We start from the raw sequence: 21731 nt of genomic DNA, 5'->3' as shown, positions 1-21731 counted from the left end.
TAATCCAGGTTTATATGCAAGGCCCCGAATTACGCTGCGCTAATCCTACGAAGAAGAATTAAATGTTACATCTTATATTTGATCGTTATTGGGATATTTGCTTATTGAAAGATAGCCCAGAAAATACGCCTTACTCTGTTACTCGAATGGTTTTGAGTGGCGTTTTGTTGGCATTACTTATGACGCTCGAATGGAATTATTCTTATTTTAATTCTTCTGAAGATATGGTAAATAATCTATTTATTTCTGTATGCTTAGTCATTTCTTATATTATTTATACTTATCTCATTTTGTATTTTAAAGGATTGACTTCACGGCTCATACAAACAGTCACCTCATTATATTGTATCAATATCATCATCCATATATTAGTTATTCCTCTATTGATCCTCGCACCTTATTTATCGCTTATTCATTTAAGACATCCTTTATTTTTATTTATGGGTATTGTCTATTTATTCTTAAGTCTAGGCTTGTCTGTTTGGCAATTTGTTATTACAGCACATATTTATAAGTACGCACTAAGCACAACAGCGATTCAATCGGTATTAGCTGCATTTGGCTTAATTGCGGTTAATATTTTAACAGTTTCTTTTTTACAATGAGATTAGGATTATCATGCACATACATATTTTAGGTATAAGCGGAACTTTTATGAGCGCCCTTGCTTTGCTGGCGCGTGATGCCGGATATAAGGTTACTGGAAGTGATGCAAACTGTTATCCCCCAGTAAGTGATTTGCTTGCAGCAAAAGGAATAGCCTGGACTGAAGGCTATGATGATACTACCTTAGCTTTACAAGCCGATTTGATTATTGTAGGTAATGCAATAAAAAGAGGTATGCCTGTACTTGAAGCAGTTATTGAATCAGGGAAACCATACACTTCTGGACCGCAATGGCTTGCTGAAAATATTTTACCCAGATATCAAGTAATAGCAGTTTCTGGTACCCATGGAAAAACGACGACCACTTCAATGATAGCCTGGATTCTACATCAAGCAGGTCTTAATCCCGGTTTTTTAATTGGTGGGGTATCATCCGATTTTAAAACGAGCGCATGCCTAGGCTCAGGCAAATGGTTTGTAATTGAAGCAGATGAATACGATAGTGCTTTTTTTGATAAACGTCCCAAGTTTATGCATTATCGTCCCAGGATTGCTATTTTAAATAATCTGGAATTTGACCATGCCGATATTTATCCTGATTTGGCAGCAATCCAATTACAATTTCATTATCTATTACGAACAATCCCTGCGAGTGGTGTTGCAATAAAACCCCGAGATGATAAAGCACTGAATGAGGTCATGGCACGTGGTCAATATTCACGAGTTGAAGAACTGGCTTTGGATGGCAACGCTCAATGGTCAGCACAATTGATCGAAGAGAACGGTTCAGCATTTAAAGTATTGTATCAAGGTGAAGAGGTGGCGGAAGTCAGATGGCCTTTAATTGGGCGTTTTAATGTGGAAAACGGTTTAGCCGCTCTCGCAGCAAGTGTTAATGCAGGTGTCAGTCCCAAAATCGCTGCTGAGGCGTTAGAACGTTTTACTCCAGTAAAACGTCGTTTGGAGGTACGATCGAATAAGCATGGCATCACTGTTTATGATGATTTTGCACATCATCCTACGGCGATTATGCGAACAGTTGATGCTTTAAAACGAAGTAACAGGCATCAACGCATATTTGCAGTATTAGAGTTTGCATCGTATACCATGCGTACTGGTGTTCATGCTGATGAAATGGCTCATGCATTAAAACCTGTTCACGGTGCCTATGTTTTAGAGCCACATGATTTTAATCTGTACGAAACGCTTAGCAACTGGACCTGTCCTTATAAAATATGTAAAAGCCACGATGAAATAATTAATGAAGTAACGAACATAGTGCAAGAAGGAGATGCTGTTTTAGTTATGAGTAATCGGGGTTTTAATGGGATTCATCAAGGGTTAATTAATGCAATAGATGAACGGTTTTCAAGATAAATTGGTGTGGTGTCGTCGTAGTCTCGAGCCTTGTAGCCCGGAGCCGCGGAGCGTAGTCTTGGTATCGACCCGAGTGTAATGAGGGAGCAATATAGTAAACACTGTGCTGCTGCGTGAAGATCTCTAGTTGCACTCGCGATGATGGAGGACTGAATTATCCTCGAACGTATTGGACATAAAAAATTAGAAAAAAAACTTTTAATTCTTTTTATGTTCAAATAGTTAAATTAATAGTTGCAATATTTTTTATAGGTTGCTATAAAAAATGGAGGCGTTTACATTTTTGGACAAATGACGCGTTGCAGTTATTGCGGGTCACTATTTGCAGGAGGGACGCAATGACAAAGTTTGCCGAATTTCAGCAAAATGCAAAACAAATAGCGACGTGTTTAGCAAGAGCTCATGGACAACATGTGGGGTGTTTAAGTTTTTTTTCATTACTCATTTCTAGCCATGCGGCCATGAACGATGCAGTTACAATAAGTATGCTTGCGGACAGTTTAGATGAAACATATGAATTAATACCATATGCTAAACTCGTTAAAAAAGATCCACAGTTAACCCTGGATGATTTCAATGAATTTAGAAGAAAGGTTATTATCGGAATATATTTGGTAAAGTGGTTTCAACATAATTACTCGGTTAGTCATTATCTTCATCATTCTTTGATTGAATTATTTCGAAGTCATTTAGGAGTTCAATCCATTGAGGAAATAGATCGGGATTTTTTTGAATCATGTTTAAGCGAGCTCAGTTATTATTGCACTTTCGTATATGAGCGGCGCGAAGAAAAAGCATATTCTGATCTAAACAAGCAATTAGGAGCAACAATTCAAAAAGACATTCATGAGGCAAAATATTTTTCATTGGACAGAAATTCTTCGTCGTTGTATCAGTTTTGTAGAGGAATCATGGATTCTTTAGGAAAGAATGTGTATTAAGGAGGATGTATGACTTTTATCCCACCAGCATTTGAAACATTTAAAATCAGTACGCTAAACCTGAAACCTAAATACTCTCTTTTATTGGAAAGATATAACATAATGGATGGTACGATTAGCGGCGCATCAACATCTTGCCTTGAGGTACTAATCGCCAGAACAAATGATGTAATAACATGTAAAACGGATAGAGAGTCACAAGTTGAAGTATTCAATTTATTAGTTAATGAGCTACGTCAAATACCCAAAGAAAATGAGAAACAAATTGAACAGGGTGCTTTATTTTTATTGGGTGCATTAATTCATCGCTATTTTCGCTTAATCAAAGAATATGATGATTTTAATAGTTATGCATCCTGGACCTACTTTGGCAAATGTGAAGTAACCAGCTGTCGGTTATTCCTATCTATAAGGAAAGCCTTGCAATTTAAAGAGATAGAGGTTGTTAAAAAGAGATTTAGAGAAGAAGATTTAAAGATTCTTGATGCGGTTACCGCAGTAGAGGCGTTGGAAACTTTCCGCGACAATATGCTCATGGAGAATAAAGATAAAGTTCCTCAATATATGAAATATCCCCATTTTGCTAAAGATGAAAATTTTAAACAGTATTTAGGGGACATGATCAAAGAACAGACCAAACGTGGTGAAGGGTGCTTGCGTCGGTTTAAAGCAATTCATTTTGTCCAATCTCTAGCAATACAAATCGAAGAAGAACGTAAAGAGGTTGAAAAAGATATAGAAAAATGGTGTAAGGCTATCGCGAAAGATTATAAGGATTTTAATGCGTTTCAACTGTTAAATGATGTAGCCATTCTTGAAAGTATCATGAAGCATGTCAAATCAGAGAGAGCAAGAAACATAATATTCAAATTATTTTATACTCCTCACATCCAAGACAGTTTAGCAACTACGGGTCACAGTACGTTCGTAACAAAAATGAAAGAATGCCATAATTTTACTTGCAGCTTTATGCTTTTTGGTGGCTATGTTTTACTACTGCAACAGCCCAATTTGCTTGACTCAGACTTGTTATTCACTATTCAACAGGCTTTAGGATTGGAGAAATCTCTTGATGAGTTGACTAATGATGATATGCGTAATGGCGTGAAATTTCTTAGAGAGTATCTTGAAATAGAACCTGCTGTTTCGAATGATGGATTAGATTATGAGTTTTTTGGAGGGAAAGAAAAGATGAAGGCGGCTATTACAAGAGCGGAAAAAGAATTGACTTTGCCTAAGGCTTCCCAAAAAGAGGACAATGAGATAGTCTTCACCTATTAATTTATTATAGGTAGTCTGGAAAAGCCTTAAAGAGCAATACGCTCTCGAACTCTGTAGACTCGTCCAGACTACATATTATAATTTGACTGGCCTTTAGCCTTAAAAAAATGGTCACGATCGAGTATGTCTCTGTTTAAAAACTCATTTTCTTCTTCTATATAATCAAGATCGAAACGAAATAAATTAAATTTTGTTTTTTTATCATAAATATCAAATTGTTCTATTCTTTTTAGTTTATTAACCAAATTTATAGACAGAGGAAGTCCGCATAACTCGATAAATACTTTAATAAACCACATGGTCACCATCATGGTCATCAACACGGAATCAGGTATTGATTTATAAAATGCTATCGTTGTAAAAATCATACTATCTAGACCTGATGACAAAAACGAGGAAAGAAAAAATCGACCTGCCATATATCGCCCCCGAACTCTAATCTTAGTTTTGGCGATAAGGTATGAATTAAACGATTCAGAAAGAAGGTAACTGATGAAAGAGGCCAAAATAATTCTGAAGTTAGTGGCTAACAGTGTATCAAAAAGAGCATTATTTGTTGCAAAATTGGGGTTGGGCATATGGATTACGAGTTGGCCATATACAATGAAAAACACATTAAATATAAATCCACACCAAATAGTACGACGTGCGTATTTATAACCATATACCTCGGTGATTAGATCGGAAAGTAAAAAAGACAAGGGAAAGATTAAGGTTCCAGCATCTGTTGTGAACCCCCAAATACTAATTAGACGAGGATCAAACCAATTAGCCAATACGATGATCATGGAATAGGTTAAGGTTAAATACCATAAATAACTTGAATGAATAATAACGGAGCCATTTTTGTGTATTGCTGTATCCATTATCAAAGCTCTAATGAGAATGGGTTGAAATTCGTTTTCACGTCATAATGATCGATATTATCTTTTCTTTTTAAATAGTTTGAAACGTGATACGTAATCGGTAATGCACATACTTCATACAAAACTTTGAATAAATACATCGTGCCGATGATTTGCCAAATTCCTGCGTAAGGTATTATGAATAAAAAGGCAATATGAGTAAAAATCAGTGTATCAATACCAACGCCAATAACGGTACTTGTAATTGCACGAAGCCAAAGTCGCTCTCCGGATGTCAGCACTTTCAATTTGGCCAAAATTATTGAATTGGTAAATTCACCGAAAAAGTAACTGATGATTGAAGCTAAGAAAACCCTTAATGTACCCTGGTATATTGTTGCATATGCCTCTTGGTGCGGCCAATAGGGTGATGGGGTCAAATAAATGGTAAGCCATGTACCTAAAAATACGATAGTATTCGCGAGTAATGCCATCCAAATAATTCGTCTGCTCACTTTGAACCCGTACACTTCGGTTAAAATGTCATCAAAGACATAAGTTAACGGAAAAAAAACTAAACCAGCAGCAAAACTGATTGAGCCAAAAGCTGCGATTTTAAAGGCCGCTAGATTCGATAAGATTAGAAAAGTTGTAAACAGTATTCCTACACTGATGACACTGGATTTGTTTGCTGCACTTTGCTTTGGAAATTTTTTAATTAAATCCAGATTATTGGTTTGCTCTGCAGAATACAAGGCTGCAATATGCGCGACATCTTCATGTGAAAAATTATCTAGCCATTTCTTTTGATACAATTCACTCACAGGCTTATCAAAAGTTGCTGCGTTACCTGCTACTTGGACTGTAACATAAACCTTCTGGGTATTTTGATAATTGTCATCAATTCCAATAATCCGATAGGCATTAGAAATAATTTTATCTGCTGGTACTTGAAACAGTTGTTTAATTTGGTGAAATAATTTATTGATCATGGTTTTATAGGAGGAACAATAATGTCTGACCTATTTATTATGCCTAAGAATAACACAAAAGTCAGTACACTTGTGCCTGAAACGCTTATTGGTACTTCAATTCAAATGGAGCCCCTTGCCATAAATCATTATGAATTTTTGCGTGTTCCAGCTAATGATCCGCGCATTTGGACTTATATGCCAAATAAAGCGAATGGTGAGTTTTATGAATCTTGGTTTCAAGACTGTCTGATGAAGCAGATTCAAGGCATACAACTCACGTATGTAATAAGACGAATCAAAGATAATGCATTAATTGGAAGTCGTGCCTATTATGAGATAGAGACACAACATAAAAAGTTGGAAGTTGGTTACGGTTGGTTTACTCCATCAGTATGGGGTAAGCGATATAATCATGAATCTTTGTTATTATTATTTCAGAATGCTTTTGAAGCATGGAATATGAATCGAGTCCAAATCGCAACAGACCCATGCAACGTCAAAAACTATAATACCTTAAAAAAATTAGGTGCAACGAAGGAAGGTATTCTTCGCCAGCACATGATCCATCATAATGGTCACATTACCGATACGGCTTTATTTAGTATACTTGCTGAGGAATGGCCGGGTGTGAAAAAGAGGTTGGTGGAGCGATTAGAGCATATAAGGAAGTGAGGATAGAAAGACCACCTACCCGATTTGCTTGTTACACATCATTTATTAGTTAAAAAGTACAGGAAATAAATAAACTATATAAAAAAAAGCTTTTATCTTGTTGTAATGAACAAAAAGACTTATAATTGAGCACTTTTTTATGGGCGCACCACTATGTCTAAAATAATTGCAACACCTAAGAATTCTTTTTTTAATGATCTGCTAATAAAGCAACATTTTTTAACTCAACCTGATGCTCCTTTTAATTGGGACGAGATGATTGCTAAAAAAGAAAATATAAAAAAAATAAAACGTGATCAAGGCGGCGATGTCCTCTATGCTTACATTGAATCTCGGTTCGCTCATGCTCATGCCAGACTCTTTAATGCTAAATTAAGGGAAAGAATTGCAAGCGAAAATGATATGGAACATTTAGAAATTCGAAAAATCTTAGCACATTTCATTAGCAAGGATATAAGTAAGCACACTTCTCCGACCGCCCAAATTAATTCTTTCCGCCGATGGGTAGATACAGCGCTTATCTTGAGGAAAATGCATAATTATGAAGGATATTTTTTGGTGCGTGATACTTTAATGGAAATGGATAGAGAGTATCAATTAACTCAAAACAAGATGTTTAAACCCTATCTTAAGCAGTACCACCGATTGGTAGAAATTGATGCCACACTGATTGATGAGCAGTTAAGAGCTGATTACAGCAGAATCTCATTACATAGTTTTGCAAACCCAGACGGTTTTGCCAAGAGAGGGAAGGCGAGTCCAGAGCTTAAAACATTTTTTGAGGGTAGAGAGTACATCGAGTCTTGTATTACAAGAGATATAAAGGACGCTCAGGAAGACTGTCAAATTAAGCACTTTTGTCACTGGATTGACATAGCCATTAGCCTTAGAAAAAAACATAATTATGAAGGATATTTTTTAGTGATTAGCAATTTACAATTGCAAGATAAGATCATTCAAGCCGACTTTCCTAAGTCTTATCTCAAAAAATACAAGCAACTTCTTGAGCATGCCAGTCCTTTCGGTAATTTTGCAAACCTTAGAAAATTATGGGATGAAGATAATTCCCCTAATAAATTAAGAGCTACTTTCTACTGGTCCAAAGAGTTAGCTAATCTTAATGAAAAAATGGAGCAGCAAGAAGGTAATGGGGAAGTACTCGCCTCAATGCATCAAGAAAAAAATAGAAAACTTGCTCTGATCAACAAAGAACAGCAAAGTTTTGCTGATCACGCTGTAACCTATTCAACGAGAATACCGGAGTATTTAGAATCAAAGTTTGCCACGGTCGAGGAACAATACAAAAACAGTAAAAATAAAGTAACTGTAGCCAATCCATAGATCTAAGAGGGTAGTAAAAGTTTAGAGAGTACCAGATGAAAAGAACTTGTCTCCCAAAGGGTACTTTGAGAGACAAATCTTTGCAACTAGAGACTCTTAAACTGCATCTCACCATCTTTATAAGTTACTTTAATCGTTTCACCTGCTTTAAATTTCCCTGTCAATATATCTTGAGCCAAAGGATTTTCCATTTGTTGCTGAATGGTGCGTTTTAAAGGTCTTGCACCATATACCGGATCGAAACCTGCTTCTGCTAAATGCGTTAAAGCTTCTTGAGTTACATCAAGATGAATGTCTTGATGCTTCAGGCGTTTTTGCAAATAGGCAATCTGGATCGCAGCAATTTTTGCAATTTGCGCTTTTTCAAGTGAATGGAAGACCACAGTATCATCAATACGATTAATAAATTCAGGACGAAAATGTTGTCGAACCATTTCCATTACTGCATCTTTAATTTGTTCGTATTTGAATTTATTACCCATCTCTTGGATTAGGTTGGATCCAAGATTTGAGGTCATGACAATAATGGTATTGCGGAAATCTACAGTACGCCCTTGGCCATCTGTCAAACGACCATCGTCCATGACTTGTAACAGTATATTGAACACATCCGCATGCGCCTTTTCTACTTCATCAAGTAAAATCACAGAATAAGGTCTACGACGAACTGCCTCTGTTAAATATCCTCCTTCTTCATAACCTACATATCCTGGTGGTGCTCCAATCAGACGAGCAACAGAATGTTTTTCCATAAATTCGGACATGTCGATACGCACCATGGCTTCTTCAGTATCAAATAGGAATGAAGCCAATGCCTTACATAATTCTGTTTTACCTACACCAGTTGGGCCAAGGAATAAAAATGAGCCAATGGGACGATTAGGATCGGATAAACCAGCACGTGAACGGCGAATCGCATTGGACACAGCATCTATGGCCTCATTTTGCCCTATGAGACGATTATGCAATACTTCCTCCATACGCAGTAATTTTTCTTTTTCGCCCTCCATCATTTTGGCAACAGGGATACCCGTCCATTTAGAAACGACTTCAGCAACCTCATCTTCTGTCACTTTGTTACGTACTAATTTATTCTCATGAGATTCTACTTCAGCTACTTGCGCTAAGCGCTTTTCAAGTTCTGGAATACGACCATATTGTAATTCAGACATACGACTCAGATCCCCAGCTCGGCGTGCAGTTTCCATTTCAAGCTTGGCCTGTTCCAGTGATTCTTTAATTTGTGTGGCTCCTTGCATGGTTGCTTTTTCAGCTTTCCATACTTCTTCCAAATCAGAATAGTTATGTTCCAACTCGTCAATGGTATGTTGCAAATCTTCAAGTCGCTTTTTAGATGCTTCATCATGTTCTTTTTTGAGGGCTTCTCGTTCAATTTTCAGTTGAATCAAACGTCGCTCTAATTTATCCATACTTTCTGGTTTTGAATCGATTTCCATACGAATCAAACTTCCTGCTTCATCGATTAAATCAATCGCTTTATCCGGTAATTGTCTGTCGGTAATATAACGATGTGATAAAGTAGCCGCAGCGACTATAGCTGGATCAGTAATTTCAACTCCATGATGTACTTCATAACGCTCTTTTAAACCGCGCAGAATAGCAATTGTGTCTTCAACACTTGGCTCATCAACCAAAACTTTTTGGAAGCGTCGTTCTAAAGCGGCATCTTTTTCGATGTATTGACGATATTCATCTAAGGTGGTTGCACCGATGCAATGAAGTTCGCCGCGTGCTAAAGCGGGTTTCAACATGTTGCCTGCATCCATTGCGCCTTCAGCTTTTCCAGCGCCAACCATGGTATGAATTTCATCAATAAAAAGAATAATTTGACCTTCTTGTTTGGCTAAATCATTAAGAACCGCCTTAAGTCGTTCTTCGAATTCACCGCGATATTTTGCTCCAGCGATTAGGGCGCCCATGTCTAAAGAGAGTAATCGTTTGTTCTTTAAACCTTCTGGAACCTCACCATTAATAATGCGCTGGGCCAATCCTTCAACAATCGCGGTTTTTCCTACACCAGGTTCACCGATTAAAACAGGATTGTTTTTAGTGCGTCTTTGCAACACTTGGATGGTTCTACGAATTTCATCATCACGGCCAATTACAGGATCTAATTTACCTTGTTCCGCACGAGCGGTTAAGTCAAGCGTATACTTTTCTAAAGCTTGACGTTGCTCTTCGGCGTTAGGATCGTTAATTGTTTCACCACCTCGTAGTTCCTTAATTGCGCTTTCGATGGCTTTAACTTCGCCACCAGCCTGTTTCATGATACGAGAAAGACTACCTTCTTCGCTAATTGCTGCTAAAACAAAAAGCTCACTCGAGATAAAATTGTCTTTCTTTTGTTGGGCTAGCTTATCCGTAAGATTTAATAATCGGTTTAATCCATTGGAAATGTGGATATCACCACCAGTTCCAGATACTTTAGGAAGTTTATCCAATGCCTGATCTAATAGTGTTCTTAATAGAGGAATATTAACTCCTGCCTTACTAAGCAAAGGTCTGCAACTCCCTCCTTGCTGATCGAGAAGAGCCTTCATTAAATGTTCTGGTTCTATAAAGCCATTATCTCGTCCTAGAGCCAATGATTGGGCATCTGCTAAGGCTATTTGAAACTTTGATGTTAGTTTATCCATTCTCATAATATATAACCTTTTAATAGGTGTTAATTTTCTGCAAATGTTCACCACGTTTCATCTTGAGCGATCTTAATTCAAAAAATACTTAGATACGAATAAGCACCGCGTATTTTTCTTAGTTGAGATAGGACATCCCGCTCTCAAATACCGCTTTTTCTCAAAGTATTCAAAATGTGGCGAATACTTACAATTTTCTTGTATCTACCGTAAAATGAGGTTTAATTTAATTATTTCAAGTGACTCATTATGACAAATGACCATCCTTCTAATTCTACTCCGGATTCGCAAGCTTTGCTGAACCAAATTATCATTGATTATATGAAAGAGGCAAAGAGGAAACGCAGATGGAAATGGATAATGCGCGTTATTTATTTGTTAATTATTTTATTTATTGTCTATCGTGTGTCATTAAGTACTAGTGAAGACTCAGGCCTCAATATAAAAGATCATGTCGGTATAATAGACATAACCGGTGAAATGGCTGAAGCAAAAGCCAACGCAGATGATTTTGCCAAGGGATTGGATTCAGCTTATAAAAATTCGGGGTTAAAGGCATTAATTATTCGGATTAATAGCCCTGGAGGCAGTCCGGTTCAGGCTGAGTACATGTATAACATGATAAAGTTTTATCAAAAAAAATATCCGGATATAAAAATTTATTCAGTGTGTGTGGATGCATGTGCGTCTGCTGCATATTATGTTGCTGTTGCAACGGATATGATTTATGCAAGTCCTGCAAGTATGGTGGGGTCTATAGGTGTTTTGTATAATGGTTTTGGTTTTGTTGATCTGATCAATAAAATTGGTATTTCCCGTAGATTACAAACATCAGGTGTAAATAAGTCATTTTTGGATCCTTTCTCTCCTGAAACTGATTTAGCCAAACAAAAATTGCAAGTGATGCTGGATCAGGTTCATCAACAATTTATTAATAGAGTAAAAGAAGGGCGGGGAAGTCGTTTACACATTGATGATGAAACATTTTCCGGACTTTTTTGGACTGGTGAACAAGCTTTAACTATGGGGTTAATTGATGGTTTTGCGAGCAGCGGACAGTTAGCTCGTGACGTGATTAAAATTCCTGAGGTTATTGACTATACTCATAAGCAAAATCTTTTTGATCGCGTGACCAAAAATCTGGGAACTGCTTTGGCTGACGAGCTTCCTTTAAGTTTTGGAGCCAAGCAAGGGTTTCAATAATTTTGTAGTTTGGACTTTTCGTAGCCCGGATTAGCTTAGCGTAATCCGGGCTACAGCCCTGATAAAGAAATCCCACTCACTCGGTCCAAGAGAGGGGATAGGGTTCACAATAATTCTTCTTATTTCAAAACAGGTGAAATCGTTTGTAATAATGATTTAAATACTTTAGGAGTACCTGCAACAATGTCTCCGTGCTTGAGAAAATCATCGCCTCCTTGCAAATCACTAATTAACCCGCCTGCTTCTCGAATTAATAATGATCCTGCCGCAATATCCCAAGGACGCAAGCCTAATTCCCAAAAACCATCAAGTCGTCCACTTGCCACATAGGCCAAATCAAGCGCCGCTGATCCAGTTCTTCTAATCCCAGCACATTTACCCAATAAAGCTTCGAAAGTAGGTAAGTATTTTTGTGCAATACTGATATCGCGCGATGGGAAGCCAGTTCCCAGAAGTGAGGATATAAGTTGTGTCTGTTTGGAAACACGTATTCTACGATCATTCAATCGTGCTCCGCGCCCTCGGCTTGCAGCAAAACATTCATGCCTTAATGGATCGTATATAACCCCATGTTCTATCCTTCCTTTCACTTTCACTGCTATAGAAACGGAAAAGAATGGAAAGCCGTGTAGATAATTGGATGTGCCATCAAGTGGATCAATAATCCAGATTGATTCTCCATCTCCTTCCTGCAAGCCACTTTCTTCGGCAAGGATACCATGCTCTGGATAGGCCTTATGGATTGTATGGATAATTGCTTGTTCGGCTTTGATGTCTACTTCACTAAAATATTCATGGTTATTTTTCGCGGTAATTTTAAGACGATCCACTTGCTCCATGTGTCGAATAATAATTTCACCTGCCTGTCGTGCTGCGTTAACTGCTATATTTAAAAGTGGTTCCATGAATATACTCTTTAATCTACAAAACCGGTGATTCTAACATATTTTTTTTGAACAAAGAGAGTGAAATATGAAAAAAGCAAAAATCGTAAAAAAGGGTGTTCAATGATATGATATAGTGATCTTAATGTGTGAATAAAAAGTTTTTATGAATTTAAGTTCTATCCGTATAATTTTAGTAGCAACATCTCATCCAGGTAATATAGGCTCAACAGCCAGAGCCATGAAAACAATGGGATTAAGTTCACTTTATTTAGTACAGCCTAAATCTTTTCCTGATTATAAGGCAAAAGAAATGGCGGCTGGTGCCGATGATCTTTTAGAACATGCCGTTGTCACTGAAACTTTAGACGAAGCCTTAATTGGTTGCCAGCTTATTCTGGGAACCAGTGCACGACCTAGAGGCATTTCCTTGCCCGGCTTAGTTCCCGCTTCTTGTGCGGACTTAATTAGTCAACATGCAGACAATACGCAAATTGCGATTGTATTTGGAAGAGAGCATGCAGGCCTTACCAACGAAGAACTGCTAAAATGTCATTATCACATTCATATTCCTAGCAATCCCGAGTACAGCTCACTCAATTTGGCACAGGCTGTACAGATTATTGCTTATGAACTGCGAATGAAATTGTTAGCACCTAAGGCCGAAGTGGCGTTACGCCAGGATGAGTATGCTACAGCAGATGAAATCGAGCAATTTTACGAGCATCTAAGGGAAGTTTTTATTGAGATTCAATTTTTAAAAACTTCAAATCCACGACGATTAATGCAGCGGGTACGACGTTTATTTAATCGTGTAAACTTAGAAAAAATGGAAGTTAATCTGTTACGAGGAATGTTAAGCCAGGTACAAAAATCATTGGAATGGGCAAGGAAAAGAGGCTTAAGTGAACGGGATAATTAAAATACCAATCTATTTTGATTATATGGCAACAACGCCTGTTGATCCGCGTGTAGTGGAGCGTATGATCCATTATCTGGGACCGGAAGGGGATTTTGGTAATCCTTCTTCTATAACCCATGAATATGGGCGAATTGCAGCTCTTGCTGTTGATCACGCTCGTGCACAAGTTGCCAATTCAATTCATGCATCGGCACAAGATATAGTATTTACCTCGGGAGCCACAGAAGCAAATAATTTGGCAATAATCGGCGCAGCACATTTTTATCAGAATAAAGGGAAGCATGTAGTTACTATGAGTACAGAGCATAAAGCGGTGCTCGATAGTTTTAACCGGTTGGAAAAAGATGGATTCGAGGTAACTTACCTTCATCCTGAACCCAATGGATTACTCGATCTGGAACAATTAGCTCAAGTATTAAGACCCGATACTATTTTGGTTTCCATCATGCATGTAAACAATGAAATTGGTGTGATTCAGGATATTGAGTCCATTGGTGCTTTATTACGTAATAAAGGAATCCTGTTTCACGTGGATGCAGCGCAGAGTGCAGGAAAAATTCCCATCGATTTGACCCGTCTTTCTGTTGATTTAATGGCACTTTCTGCGCATAAAAATTACGGTCCGAAAGGTGTTGGTGCTCTTTATGTCAGGCACAAACCGCGAATTCGTCTCCAACCACAAAGTTTTGGGGGCGGGCATGAAGGTGGGTTACGTTCGGGAACCTTAGCTACCCATCAAATTGTGGGTATGGGGGAGGCGTTCGAGTTAGCTGAACGGGTGCGAGAAGAAGAGCAATCACGATTTTTAAAATATCGCCAGCACTTATGGGAGGGGATTAAACATTTGCCTGGTATTCAGCTCAATGGAGACAAACAAAAACGGATTGCAGGTAATCTGAATTTCAGTTTTGCTGGTTTAGATGGGGATTCTTTGTTGTTAGCCTTGAATGAGTTAGCAGTATCCACTACTTCAGCCTGCAGTTCTGCCAGTATTCAACCCTCCTATGTATTGAGAGAAATAGGGCTAAGCGATGATTTAGCACAAAGTACTATAAGATTATCCATAGGACGTTTTACTAAGGAAGAAGAAGTGGAGCACGCGATTCATGTTATTTGTACGCAAGTGACTCGATTGCGCGACATGTCGCCATCATGATATATAATAAAACAGTACAAGATTGTTTTTTTTCACCCAGACATGTGGGCCTTATTGATTTAAGTGAGCGTTTTACAGTTGTTGTTAAAAACAATCAAAAAGGCCAAGGACTTATTGAACTATACATCCAGTCTAATTCAGATGGTACAATTGTACGAGCTTGCTTTAGAACTAATGGTAATCCTTATATTATTGCAAGTTTGGAATGGTTATGCAGACAGCTGGAAGGGCAGACTACAGATACTGTCCCACAAATTGATTACCAGCTCATTGTCAAAGAATTGGAGATCCCTGTTGCTCAGTACCCTATAGCATTAAGAATTATGGATGTTTTTAAAGAAGCATTGCTTTTAATAAAAGATAAATCGAATTGAGAGGTAATATAAAATGAGTGTCGTTATGCATCATGTAGAAAGTGCGGTACCTGAAATTAGTTTTACTGACGCAGCGATAAAACATGTGGTGTCTTATTTACAGAAAAACCCTGAACATAGGGGAATTCGTTTATCAGTAAAAAAAACGGGTTGTTCTGGTTTATCTTATGTCGTGGATTATGTACTGGCTCCTCAAGATAGCGATTTGATACTTGCGTTGACTGAAAATTATATTGTATGCATTGATAAGTCCAGTTATCCCTTTTTAAAAAACATGAGTGTTGATTATGTAAAACAGGGGTTAAATTATAAATTTATTTTCAATAATCCGAATCAGACAGGTCAATGCGGATGCGGGGAAAGTTTCACAGTGGATTAGATGCTCGTCCAGCCGCAATGAAACAACCCGTCATCGCGAGCTCAGCGAGAGATCTCCACGCTGTAGCACGTTATTATTATGGGAGAGCATTCACTGGGATCGCGATGACGGGGACCTAAATTACATAGAAAAACGGAAACTCGCTTGATGCTCTTTAATTTGTTTTCGGCTTAATTGTTGCTTATTTGAAAAAAAGCCTAAAAATCGATTCAACTCCATTTTGGCTGAGGCCCCGAAAATCGATTCATCATCAGTACCGGGTACAATGGGATCACTGACATCTTGATAAATCGAGGTCACTGGATGAGGCTCTTTTTCGAGATGCCAATTCAACTTGCTGTGGCAGCTGGGACAAACCTCTATCGGAAGACCCAATTTGTTAATCCGTTCTTTTTGCAATTGAGTTAGGTAAATACAATGGCCTAACCGTACCTTACCATGTAAGGGATTTTTGTCTTGCACGGGTTGTTGCAATTTCCATTCCTCTAAAGCAGTTAAGATTGCGTCTGTGTCGTTTCGTTCTTGTTCACTATCAGACTCACCTGCATGAATAGCAATGGCGATACCATTTTTTAGAGCCAATAGAATCACTTGAGCTAACTCATCTCCTGCAAGCGTTCTCTTGGCTAAAGGGTTTCCGGAAATATCCAAACCGACTAATACATTATTTGGGCTTTTTAATATGTGTTCGATAAAGTCATTTGCATCTGCCACAGTGTGCAACGTTCTGTCTAAGCTTAACAATCCCACCGCTTTTTTATTCGCTATTTTTTCACGCGCTTGCAAAAGGCCAGAGACAAATGCATCTATGTATTTATCACGCGACTCATTTGCCATTTCTTTGGGGGTTGTTCTTATTTCAAGATATTTTGCTTCGGAGCATTGCACTACATCCACGACACCCTCAGAAATATCCTCCAGATCTTGGATTATTTTGTGGATCAGGCCAAATTGTTTCCAAATAATGTCGATTAACTCTTTAGTATAACCATTTTCTGGCTGTTGGTTTGTATTTTGGAGGTATTCGGTCCGTATGCGTATTAACGCATTGTACAGTTCAAGGCAATTATGCTTTTTGGCTATTTTTTTCAAAAACTTCAAACTAAAACTTCCATTTAAGTGACAATGCAGGTCGCTTGTATGTTTTTTGGTCATGTTTATCCTTAAAAAAAAATAATTGGATCAGTGTATTAAGAATATTTTTAAAATAAATAGGCGCTTCTGATTTTTTTTTATGAAGGAAATAAAATGTGCAAAATTTCTTATTAATATCCGAGACTTGATAAAAAATGATAAAGGGCGATGAATTAATTAATAAATTCGCCTTGTCCACTTTACATGTAAAGTGGTAAAATTTTTTTTCCTTAATATTTCCTTAAGAAATGAATATCATTAAAACAATATTTACACTCTTTGAGATGTTTGGTACTATATAGGCCATAGTGTTCGGTGAGTGTATGTACTGGGCATAATTTTGTTTAATTTATTTGTACTAGGAGACTTAAATGAGCACAGATACAATGGTGCAAAGCAGCGAAGCACTTTCACATCAAGTAATTCATGCTGTTAAAGGTTATTTAACCAGTGTTAGTAATAAAGATGCCAATTTGAATTTGTATCAATTAATTGTTGAAGAAGTTGAAGCACCTTTATTTCGTACTGTTATGGAATTAACTCGTTATAATCAATCAAAAGCTGCACGTGTTCTTGGCGTAAGCCGTGGTACTTTGCGTACTAAATTAAAGCGTTATTTTGATGACGAATTTATTGGAACTCGCGATTTCTAAGTGATTAAAACAACCTGTTTTTATTGGTTTTTTCTTATTAATTTTCCTAATATAGTGGTCTTTAGCTAGGCACTCTGCTACTATTGATATCAGAGTTGGTCAGACAATCGCTCTTTGCTTTGCAAAGGGAGGAAAGTCCGGGCTCCCAAGGGTAGAGTGCCAGGTAATTCCTGGGAGGTGTGAACCTACGGAAAGTGCCACAGAAAATATACCGCCTCTTTGAGGTAAGGGTGAAATGGTGCGGTAAGAGCGCACCGCGCGGCTGGTAACAGGCGTGGCAGGGAAAACCCCACTCGGAGCAAGACCAAATAGGAGTCCATTTGACTGAAAAGTCATTACGTGTGACCCGCACGGGACTCGGGTAGGTTGCTTGAGGCATGTGGTGACACATGTCCCAGATGAATGATTGTCCGCGACAGAACCCGGCTTATCGACCGACTCTTTTTATTTCATTGGCCCAATCATTTATTTGTTGATTGAACCTTAATCCTGATAATAATTTTCAAAAAGAAGATTGGCGACCTCATATCGTTCCCAAAAGTCTGGGCACGTATCCATTCACGCAATGAGCCTCTTAAGCTTATCTTAATCCTGGATTACAACTTCGTCTAATCCGCGCTACATGTTTTAAGTCACACCATTGCAAGAACAGATACCCGTTTTATGTAATATTAAAGAAGCTGTTATCGAATTTATCTAACTCAATAGATCGAAATATTTTGTGACTCAATTGGCTAATCTTTTATCTCTTTAAGTATTCCTTAATTTTAATTGGCTATAATATGCCCATACTGTTTCTAATGCATCAAAATTAATATGAAAACTGAACAGCTGCGTGCCATTTATACTAAACCAGAAGAAATCTCCGAGGAGCAAATGCTCCTAGAGCAAATTAAGGAGCTCGCTGAATTAGAGTTTAATGAAAATTTCAACAAATTCATTAAATCAAAGGAAATAGACATTCAGTTATTCATCTCGCCTGCCGGGTTTGATGCCTCAAAATACAGCAAGAACTATTTGGATTTCCTAAATGATCTCATTCTTGCCTTGTCCTTAGAAGAAAAGGATATCAAGACAGACATTATTCGTCAGAAACGAGCTCTGAATGAAGATTATTCAACACGGAGAGGCTCTAGGGACAAATATCAGCCTATTAACGACGTTGGCGGAAACACGACTCTTCCTAAGAACGTTATTATACGTCTGCATGCATTTATAAAAAAATTAGAGCCCCTTCGAAATCAACAACTAATCCTCCAAGCGCAATCCTTAGTAAAATTAACAAATGAAGAGATCACTGCAAAACAGCATGACCTCACACGCATGCAAGGCGATTATCTTAAGTTGCTTTCAAGTTCAAATACTTCGCCCCAATCATTTGTTGAGTTTGAGCGGAATTTTGATCTTTTGTTGAATGAGAAAATTTTTTCCACGCTTAAACAACAACTTGTCAAAAGAAAACTCGATATGAGTGGAATCATGGAGAAAGGAAACGCAACCTCTGTTGAGGAAGCGATTAGGGAGGAGCAATCCAAGCTTGATGTGCTCATCGCGAACTTTGAATCGATTATGGAGCAGGCTGCAGTATTAAAAAACTTAACGGCACTGTGTAAGAAAATAAAAAATATTGAAGGCATTGTCATACAAGCAGATAATCTACTAGTGCCTTCAGACGCTCAGAAACTTCAAGAGTTAATCCAATTGCTTGAAAAGAAGGAACAAGAAATACAAAGTATTAAGCAAGAGATTGAGATTGGTGGAGCCTCAAAAGAACATCAACAAACTGTCCAGAATATTACTAATATTGAAAAATGCATTAAGCAAAAAAGGGAACAAGCTACATTATTATTAGAGCAAGTTAGTACTACAAGCAGTAAATCCCAACAAAAAGAAGAGCAATCAGATACAGTTTCTACTCCAAAAGAAATTACCCCAGTCGTTGTGGAAAGAGTGGAAGAAATACAGCAACCAACTACCCCGCCTATTGAGAAAACGGAACCATCCATTCGGCAGGAAAAGGAACAAGATGTATCGTTGATACCGCTAAATGGCCAACAAAAAGAAGATCCCTCAGACCATACTTCTCTTACTTCAAACGGCGAGCAGCCTCCTAAGCAAAGCGACCAATTTAGTGAAAAAGCGATCGCAGATAAGAAAATTCGACTGCAAGAGGCAATCTCGTTAATAAATATGTATAAGGGAACATTAGAATACGAAAAGGTACATTCGGTAAAATTTTTCCATAAATCACGAAATCAAGCGAAGATCGACTATTGCTCGTCATTAGAAAAGAAACTTGGAAAACAAATGGAAACTTTAAATTCTACAAGCAACGTACTTGATATTATTAATGAGGCTCATAACAGCGTAACACAAGGTTCCATTGAAGAAATTACCAAAGGCGGTAGCTATTTCGGTACAAGCCGCATGCTCAGTGTACAACGACTTTTGGGTGTTAAGGAAGCTTGGGAAAAGAAAGGACACTCCAAATTTCTTGGATTTTCAACAACATCTGATTTTCATGGGCTTAAAAGCTCGGGTATTGTAGGTGCGAGCGTACAAAAAATCGTGAACAATTTCTACAATGAAATAGAAGACAGTGATTCAGCATACCAGGCGCTAAAAAAACAGGTATTCCCCGAAGAACCTGTCATTAAGCTAAGTAATAATTAATAAAATTCGCCTCATTTGAACTTGCTGGAGAAGTGCCTTGTTCCGTCAATCCGAGCGTAGTGAGGGAGCACCATGTTATAAAGGGAGATCCCTCGCTACGCTCGGGATGGCCGAGTATTTTGAAGTACCACCATCACCGATTACCCTGCGGTAATCCAGGCTACAAAAAACTATAAATTGACCTGTGCGAATGTTATTAATTTTTTCATCTAAATTACTGACTTTCCGCTAAATGTTTTTTTAGGAGCATATTGATTTGCTCGGGATTCGCCTTTCCTTTGGTTTGCTTCATGATTTGTCCTACAAAGAAAGCCAATAATTTCTCTTTTCCTGCTCTGTATTCTGCGGCTTGCTCAGGGTACTGTTGAATTAATTTAATAATCATCTCTTCCCAAGCGGCAGTATCATCTACTTGTTGATAACCTTCACGTGCGATAATCGCTTCAATATCTTCTTCACCGGCCCATAGTAAGACAAAAATAGCTCGGGCATTATTTAAAGAAATAGCACCCTCATGTAGTTTATTGAGAAGATTTGCCATAAGTTTTGCTGAGACACGTGGTGTATCAAAAGTTAAATTTTCTTCATTTAAAGCAGCAGCGTATTGACCTTTTAACCAATTAATAATCATTTTTTCCGGAGCATGACATTGATTTTTAATTGATTTAAAAAATTGGTAAGCGCTCGGCGAAGAAAGAATAAAATTAATGTCTTCTTCATTGAGTGATGGTGTATTTTTTAATTCAGTATAAATTTTATCAGGTAAGTCCGGTAAATTATTCTTAACTTCAGCAATAAGGAAACGGGTGATTTGTATTGGCAGTAAATCAGGATCAGGAAAATATCGGTAATCATTCTCATTTTCTTTACTCCGCATTGCGTGCGTCGTATGAGTATCTGGATTATAGAGACGAGTTTCTTGAATGATTTGTTGTCCACTTTCCAATACATCTTGATGTCGTGATTGTTCATAAGCAATCGCTTTTTCAATGAAGCGGAATGAATTCAAATTCTTCAATTCAGTTCGCGTTCCTAAGACAGAACTCCCTTTGGGTTTTAAGGATAGATTCACATCACATCGGAAACTTCCTTCTTGCATATTACCATCACAGATACCTAAAAACTGGACCAGCTGATGCAGTTTTTTAAGATAACTCACTGCCTCATGGCTTGAAAACAAGCAGGGGGCAGTTACTATCTCCAATAAGGGAGTTCCTGCTCGATTCAGATCAATACCGCTATAACCAGAATGCACCCCATGCAATGATTTACCCGCATCCTCTTCTAGATGGGCACGGACAATCAAAACCTCTTTCACACGGTCGTCATTCAGAGTAATTGCTAATTTACCATTGCTGACTATGGGTTTTTGAAATTGACTGATTTGATAGCCTTTGGGTAAATCGGGATAAAAATAATTTTTGCGCTCAAAAACAGATTGATCATTAATGTCTGCTTGAATCGCTAATCCAAACTGAATTGCCATAATGACGGCTTCCTGGTTCAATACAGGCAAAACTCCAGGGTACCCTGCATCAATAAAGCAGGTCTGAGAATTAGGGGCAGAACCAAAAGCAGTAGATGCGCCGGAGAAAAGTTTCGATTTTGTTTTGAGCTGAATATGTACTTCAAGGCCAATGACTGTATCCCATTCCATAA

General features: G+C 37.9%; 19 protein-coding genes and 1 other RNA gene. 14 read left to right on the top strand and 6 right to left on the bottom strand.

Annotated elements, in window-relative coordinates; all coding sequences use genetic code 11:
- Positions 1-62 precede the first annotated feature (62 nt).
- The 4 genes from ACF8MK_RS15185 (at position 63) to ACF8MK_RS15170 (ending at position 4205) form a co-directional block, all read left to right on the top strand.
- Positions 63-605: a hypothetical protein gene (locus ACF8MK_RS15185; protein ID WP_392537361.1), complete on the top strand. Its 543-nt coding sequence runs from the start codon at positions 63-65 to the stop codon at positions 603-605.
- A 13-nt stretch (positions 606-618) separates the two neighbouring features.
- Positions 619-1983 (top strand): UDP-N-acetylmuramate:L-alanyl-gamma-D-glutamyl-meso-diaminopimelate ligase, encoded by a 1365-nt coding sequence (gene mpl, locus ACF8MK_RS15180; protein WP_392537360.1) that lies wholly within the window; start codon positions 619-621, stop codon positions 1981-1983.
- A 338-nt stretch (positions 1984-2321) separates the two neighbouring features.
- Positions 2322-2924: a hypothetical protein gene (locus ACF8MK_RS15175; RefSeq protein ID WP_392537359.1), complete on the top strand. Its 603-nt coding sequence runs from the start codon at positions 2322-2324 to the stop codon at positions 2922-2924.
- 9 nt (positions 2925-2933) lie between these two features.
- Positions 2934-4205: a hypothetical protein gene (locus ACF8MK_RS15170; RefSeq protein ID WP_392537358.1), complete on the top strand. Its 1272-nt coding sequence runs from the start codon at positions 2934-2936 to the stop codon at positions 4203-4205.
- A gap of 68 nt (positions 4206-4273) precedes the next feature.
- Here ACF8MK_RS15170 and ACF8MK_RS15165 read toward each other — a convergent pair whose 3' ends face one another.
- Together ACF8MK_RS15165 and ACF8MK_RS15160 are read right to left on the bottom strand one after the other, a co-directional pair.
- Positions 4274-5071, bottom strand: a complete 798-nt coding sequence (locus tag ACF8MK_RS15165; RefSeq protein WP_392537357.1) for a queuosine precursor transporter — start codon at positions 5069-5071, stop codon at positions 4274-4276.
- Between the two features lie 2 nt (positions 5072-5073).
- A complete protein-coding gene (locus ACF8MK_RS15160; protein ID WP_392537356.1) occupies positions 5074-6042 on the bottom strand; it encodes a queuosine precursor transporter in 969 nt (322 codons plus the stop codon).
- 21 nt (positions 6043-6063) lie between these two features.
- Between ACF8MK_RS15160 and ACF8MK_RS15155 the strand changes: the two genes are divergently transcribed.
- Together ACF8MK_RS15155 and ACF8MK_RS15150 are read left to right on the top strand one after the other, a co-directional pair.
- Positions 6064-6696: a GNAT family N-acetyltransferase gene (locus ACF8MK_RS15155; protein WP_392537355.1), complete on the top strand. Its 633-nt coding sequence runs from the start codon at positions 6064-6066 to the stop codon at positions 6694-6696.
- 153 nt (positions 6697-6849) lie between these two features.
- A complete protein-coding gene (locus tag ACF8MK_RS15150) occupies positions 6850-8037 on the top strand; it encodes a RasGEF domain-containing protein (RefSeq protein ID WP_392537354.1) in 1188 nt (395 codons plus the stop codon).
- Positions 8038-8123: 86 nt separating this feature from the next.
- Here the strand turns inward: ACF8MK_RS15150 and clpB are convergent, their stop codons facing one another.
- The gene (gene clpB / locus ACF8MK_RS15145; protein WP_265702313.1) at positions 8124-10700 is read right to left on the bottom strand and encodes an ATP-dependent chaperone ClpB; all 2577 of its coding nucleotides are present in this window, start codon (positions 10698-10700) and stop codon (positions 8124-8126) included.
- Positions 10701-10943: 243 nt separating this feature from the next.
- Between clpB and ACF8MK_RS15140 the strand changes: the two genes are divergently transcribed.
- Positions 10944-11897 (top strand): S49 family peptidase, encoded by a 954-nt coding sequence (locus ACF8MK_RS15140; protein ID WP_265702312.1) that lies wholly within the window; start codon positions 10944-10946, stop codon positions 11895-11897.
- 119 nt (positions 11898-12016) lie between these two features.
- Here ACF8MK_RS15140 and ACF8MK_RS15135 read toward each other — a convergent pair whose 3' ends face one another.
- Positions 12017-12802, bottom strand: coding sequence for an inositol monophosphatase family protein (locus ACF8MK_RS15135; protein WP_392537353.1), 786 nt, complete (start codon positions 12800-12802; stop codon positions 12017-12019).
- A 145-nt stretch (positions 12803-12947) separates the two neighbouring features.
- Here ACF8MK_RS15135 and trmJ point away from each other — a divergent pair, with 145 nt between their 5' ends.
- Genes trmJ through ACF8MK_RS15115 form a run of 4 tightly spaced genes read left to right on the top strand, consistent with a single transcriptional unit; the run spans position 12948 to position 15612 of the window.
- Positions 12948-13703 carry a tRNA (cytosine(32)/uridine(32)-2'-O)-methyltransferase TrmJ gene (gene trmJ, locus ACF8MK_RS15130; protein ID WP_392537352.1) on the top strand — a complete coding sequence of 252 codons (756 nt, stop codon included), beginning with the start codon at positions 12948-12950 and terminating at the stop codon, positions 13701-13703.
- A 22-nt stretch (positions 13704-13725) separates the two neighbouring features.
- Positions 13726-14859 carry an IscS subfamily cysteine desulfurase gene (locus ACF8MK_RS15125; protein ID WP_392538979.1) on the top strand — a complete coding sequence of 378 codons (1134 nt, stop codon included), beginning with the start codon at positions 13726-13728 and terminating at the stop codon, positions 14857-14859.
- Positions 14856-15233: an iron-sulfur cluster assembly scaffold protein gene (locus ACF8MK_RS15120; RefSeq protein ID WP_392537351.1), complete on the top strand. Its 378-nt coding sequence runs from the start codon at positions 14856-14858 to the stop codon at positions 15231-15233. Before ACF8MK_RS15125 ends, ACF8MK_RS15120 begins: the two co-directional genes overlap by 4 nt.
- Before the next feature lie 13 nt (positions 15234-15246).
- Positions 15247-15612, top strand: a complete 366-nt coding sequence (locus ACF8MK_RS15115; RefSeq protein WP_392537350.1) for a HesB/IscA family protein — start codon at positions 15247-15249, stop codon at positions 15610-15612.
- 120 nt (positions 15613-15732) lie between these two features.
- Here ACF8MK_RS15115 and ACF8MK_RS15110 read toward each other — a convergent pair whose 3' ends face one another.
- Positions 15733-16767, bottom strand: coding sequence for a hypothetical protein (locus tag ACF8MK_RS15110; protein WP_392537349.1), 1035 nt, complete (start codon positions 16765-16767; stop codon positions 15733-15735).
- A gap of 350 nt (positions 16768-17117) precedes the next feature.
- Here ACF8MK_RS15110 and ACF8MK_RS15105 point away from each other — a divergent pair, with 350 nt between their 5' ends.
- From ACF8MK_RS15105 to ACF8MK_RS15095, 3 genes are all read left to right on the top strand, one after another.
- Positions 17118-17399, top strand: coding sequence for a helix-turn-helix domain-containing protein (locus tag ACF8MK_RS15105; RefSeq protein WP_028381835.1), 282 nt, complete (start codon positions 17118-17120; stop codon positions 17397-17399).
- 91 nt (positions 17400-17490) lie between these two features.
- Positions 17491-17845, top strand: an RNA gene (gene rnpB, locus ACF8MK_RS15100) — RNase P RNA component class A.
- 370 nt (positions 17846-18215) lie between these two features.
- Entirely contained in the window at positions 18216-20072 is a 1857-nt protein-coding gene (locus ACF8MK_RS15095; protein ID WP_392537348.1) for a hypothetical protein, read from the top strand.
- Between the two features lie 214 nt (positions 20073-20286).
- Here the strand turns inward: ACF8MK_RS15095 and gatB are convergent, their stop codons facing one another.
- The gene (gene gatB, locus ACF8MK_RS15090) at positions 20287-21729 is read right to left on the bottom strand and encodes an Asp-tRNA(Asn)/Glu-tRNA(Gln) amidotransferase subunit GatB (RefSeq protein WP_392537347.1); all 1443 of its coding nucleotides are present in this window, start codon (positions 21727-21729) and stop codon (positions 20287-20289) included.
- Positions 21730-21731 lie beyond the last annotated feature (2 nt).

Source organism: Legionella sp. 227 (assembly GCF_043161935.1).
GTDB classification, from domain to species: Bacteria; Pseudomonadota; Gammaproteobacteria; order Legionellales; family Legionellaceae; genus Legionella; species Legionella sheltonii.
The sequence above is the reverse complement of the archived record's forward strand: the minus strand, read 5'-3'. Positions and strand labels throughout refer to the sequence as shown.

Coding starts and splice junctions, on each gene's coding strand:
- ACF8MK_RS15185 (WP_392537361.1), top strand. CDS start 63: ATGTTACATCTTATATTTGATCGTTATTGGGATATTTGCTTATTGAAA.
- mpl (WP_392537360.1), top strand. CDS start 619: ATGCACATACATATTTTAGGTATAAGCGGAACTTTTATGAGCGCCCTT.
- ACF8MK_RS15175 (WP_392537359.1), top strand. CDS start 2,322: ATGACAAAGTTTGCCGAATTTCAGCAAAATGCAAAACAAATAGCGACG.
- ACF8MK_RS15170 (WP_392537358.1), top strand. CDS start 2,934: ATGACTTTTATCCCACCAGCATTTGAAACATTTAAAATCAGTACGCTA.
- ACF8MK_RS15165 (WP_392537357.1), bottom strand. CDS start 5,071: ATGGATACAGCAATACACAAAAATGGCTCCGTTATTATTCATTCAAGT.
- ACF8MK_RS15160 (WP_392537356.1), bottom strand. CDS start 6,042: ATGATCAATAAATTATTTCACCAAATTAAACAACTGTTTCAAGTACCA.
- ACF8MK_RS15155 (WP_392537355.1), top strand. CDS start 6,064: ATGTCTGACCTATTTATTATGCCTAAGAATAACACAAAAGTCAGTACA.
- ACF8MK_RS15150 (WP_392537354.1), top strand. CDS start 6,850: ATGTCTAAAATAATTGCAACACCTAAGAATTCTTTTTTTAATGATCTG.
- clpB (WP_265702313.1), bottom strand. CDS start 10,700: ATGAGAATGGATAAACTAACATCAAAGTTTCAAATAGCCTTAGCAGAT.
- ACF8MK_RS15140 (WP_265702312.1), top strand. CDS start 10,944: ATGACAAATGACCATCCTTCTAATTCTACTCCGGATTCGCAAGCTTTG.
- ACF8MK_RS15135 (WP_392537353.1), bottom strand. CDS start 12,802: ATGGAACCACTTTTAAATATAGCAGTTAACGCAGCACGACAGGCAGGT.
- trmJ (WP_392537352.1), top strand. CDS start 12,948: ATGAATTTAAGTTCTATCCGTATAATTTTAGTAGCAACATCTCATCCA.
- ACF8MK_RS15125 (WP_392538979.1), top strand. CDS start 13,726: ATGGCAACAACGCCTGTTGATCCGCGTGTAGTGGAGCGTATGATCCAT.
- ACF8MK_RS15120 (WP_392537351.1), top strand. CDS start 14,856: ATGATATATAATAAAACAGTACAAGATTGTTTTTTTTCACCCAGACAT.
- ACF8MK_RS15115 (WP_392537350.1), top strand. CDS start 15,247: ATGAGTGTCGTTATGCATCATGTAGAAAGTGCGGTACCTGAAATTAGT.
- ACF8MK_RS15110 (WP_392537349.1), bottom strand. CDS start 16,767: ATGACCAAAAAACATACAAGCGACCTGCATTGTCACTTAAATGGAAGT.
- ACF8MK_RS15105 (WP_028381835.1), top strand. CDS start 17,118: ATGAGCACAGATACAATGGTGCAAAGCAGCGAAGCACTTTCACATCAA.
- ACF8MK_RS15095 (WP_392537348.1), top strand. CDS start 18,216: ATGAAAACTGAACAGCTGCGTGCCATTTATACTAAACCAGAAGAAATC.
- gatB (WP_392537347.1), bottom strand. CDS start 21,729: ATGGAATGGGATACAGTCATTGGCCTTGAAGTACATATTCAGCTCAAA.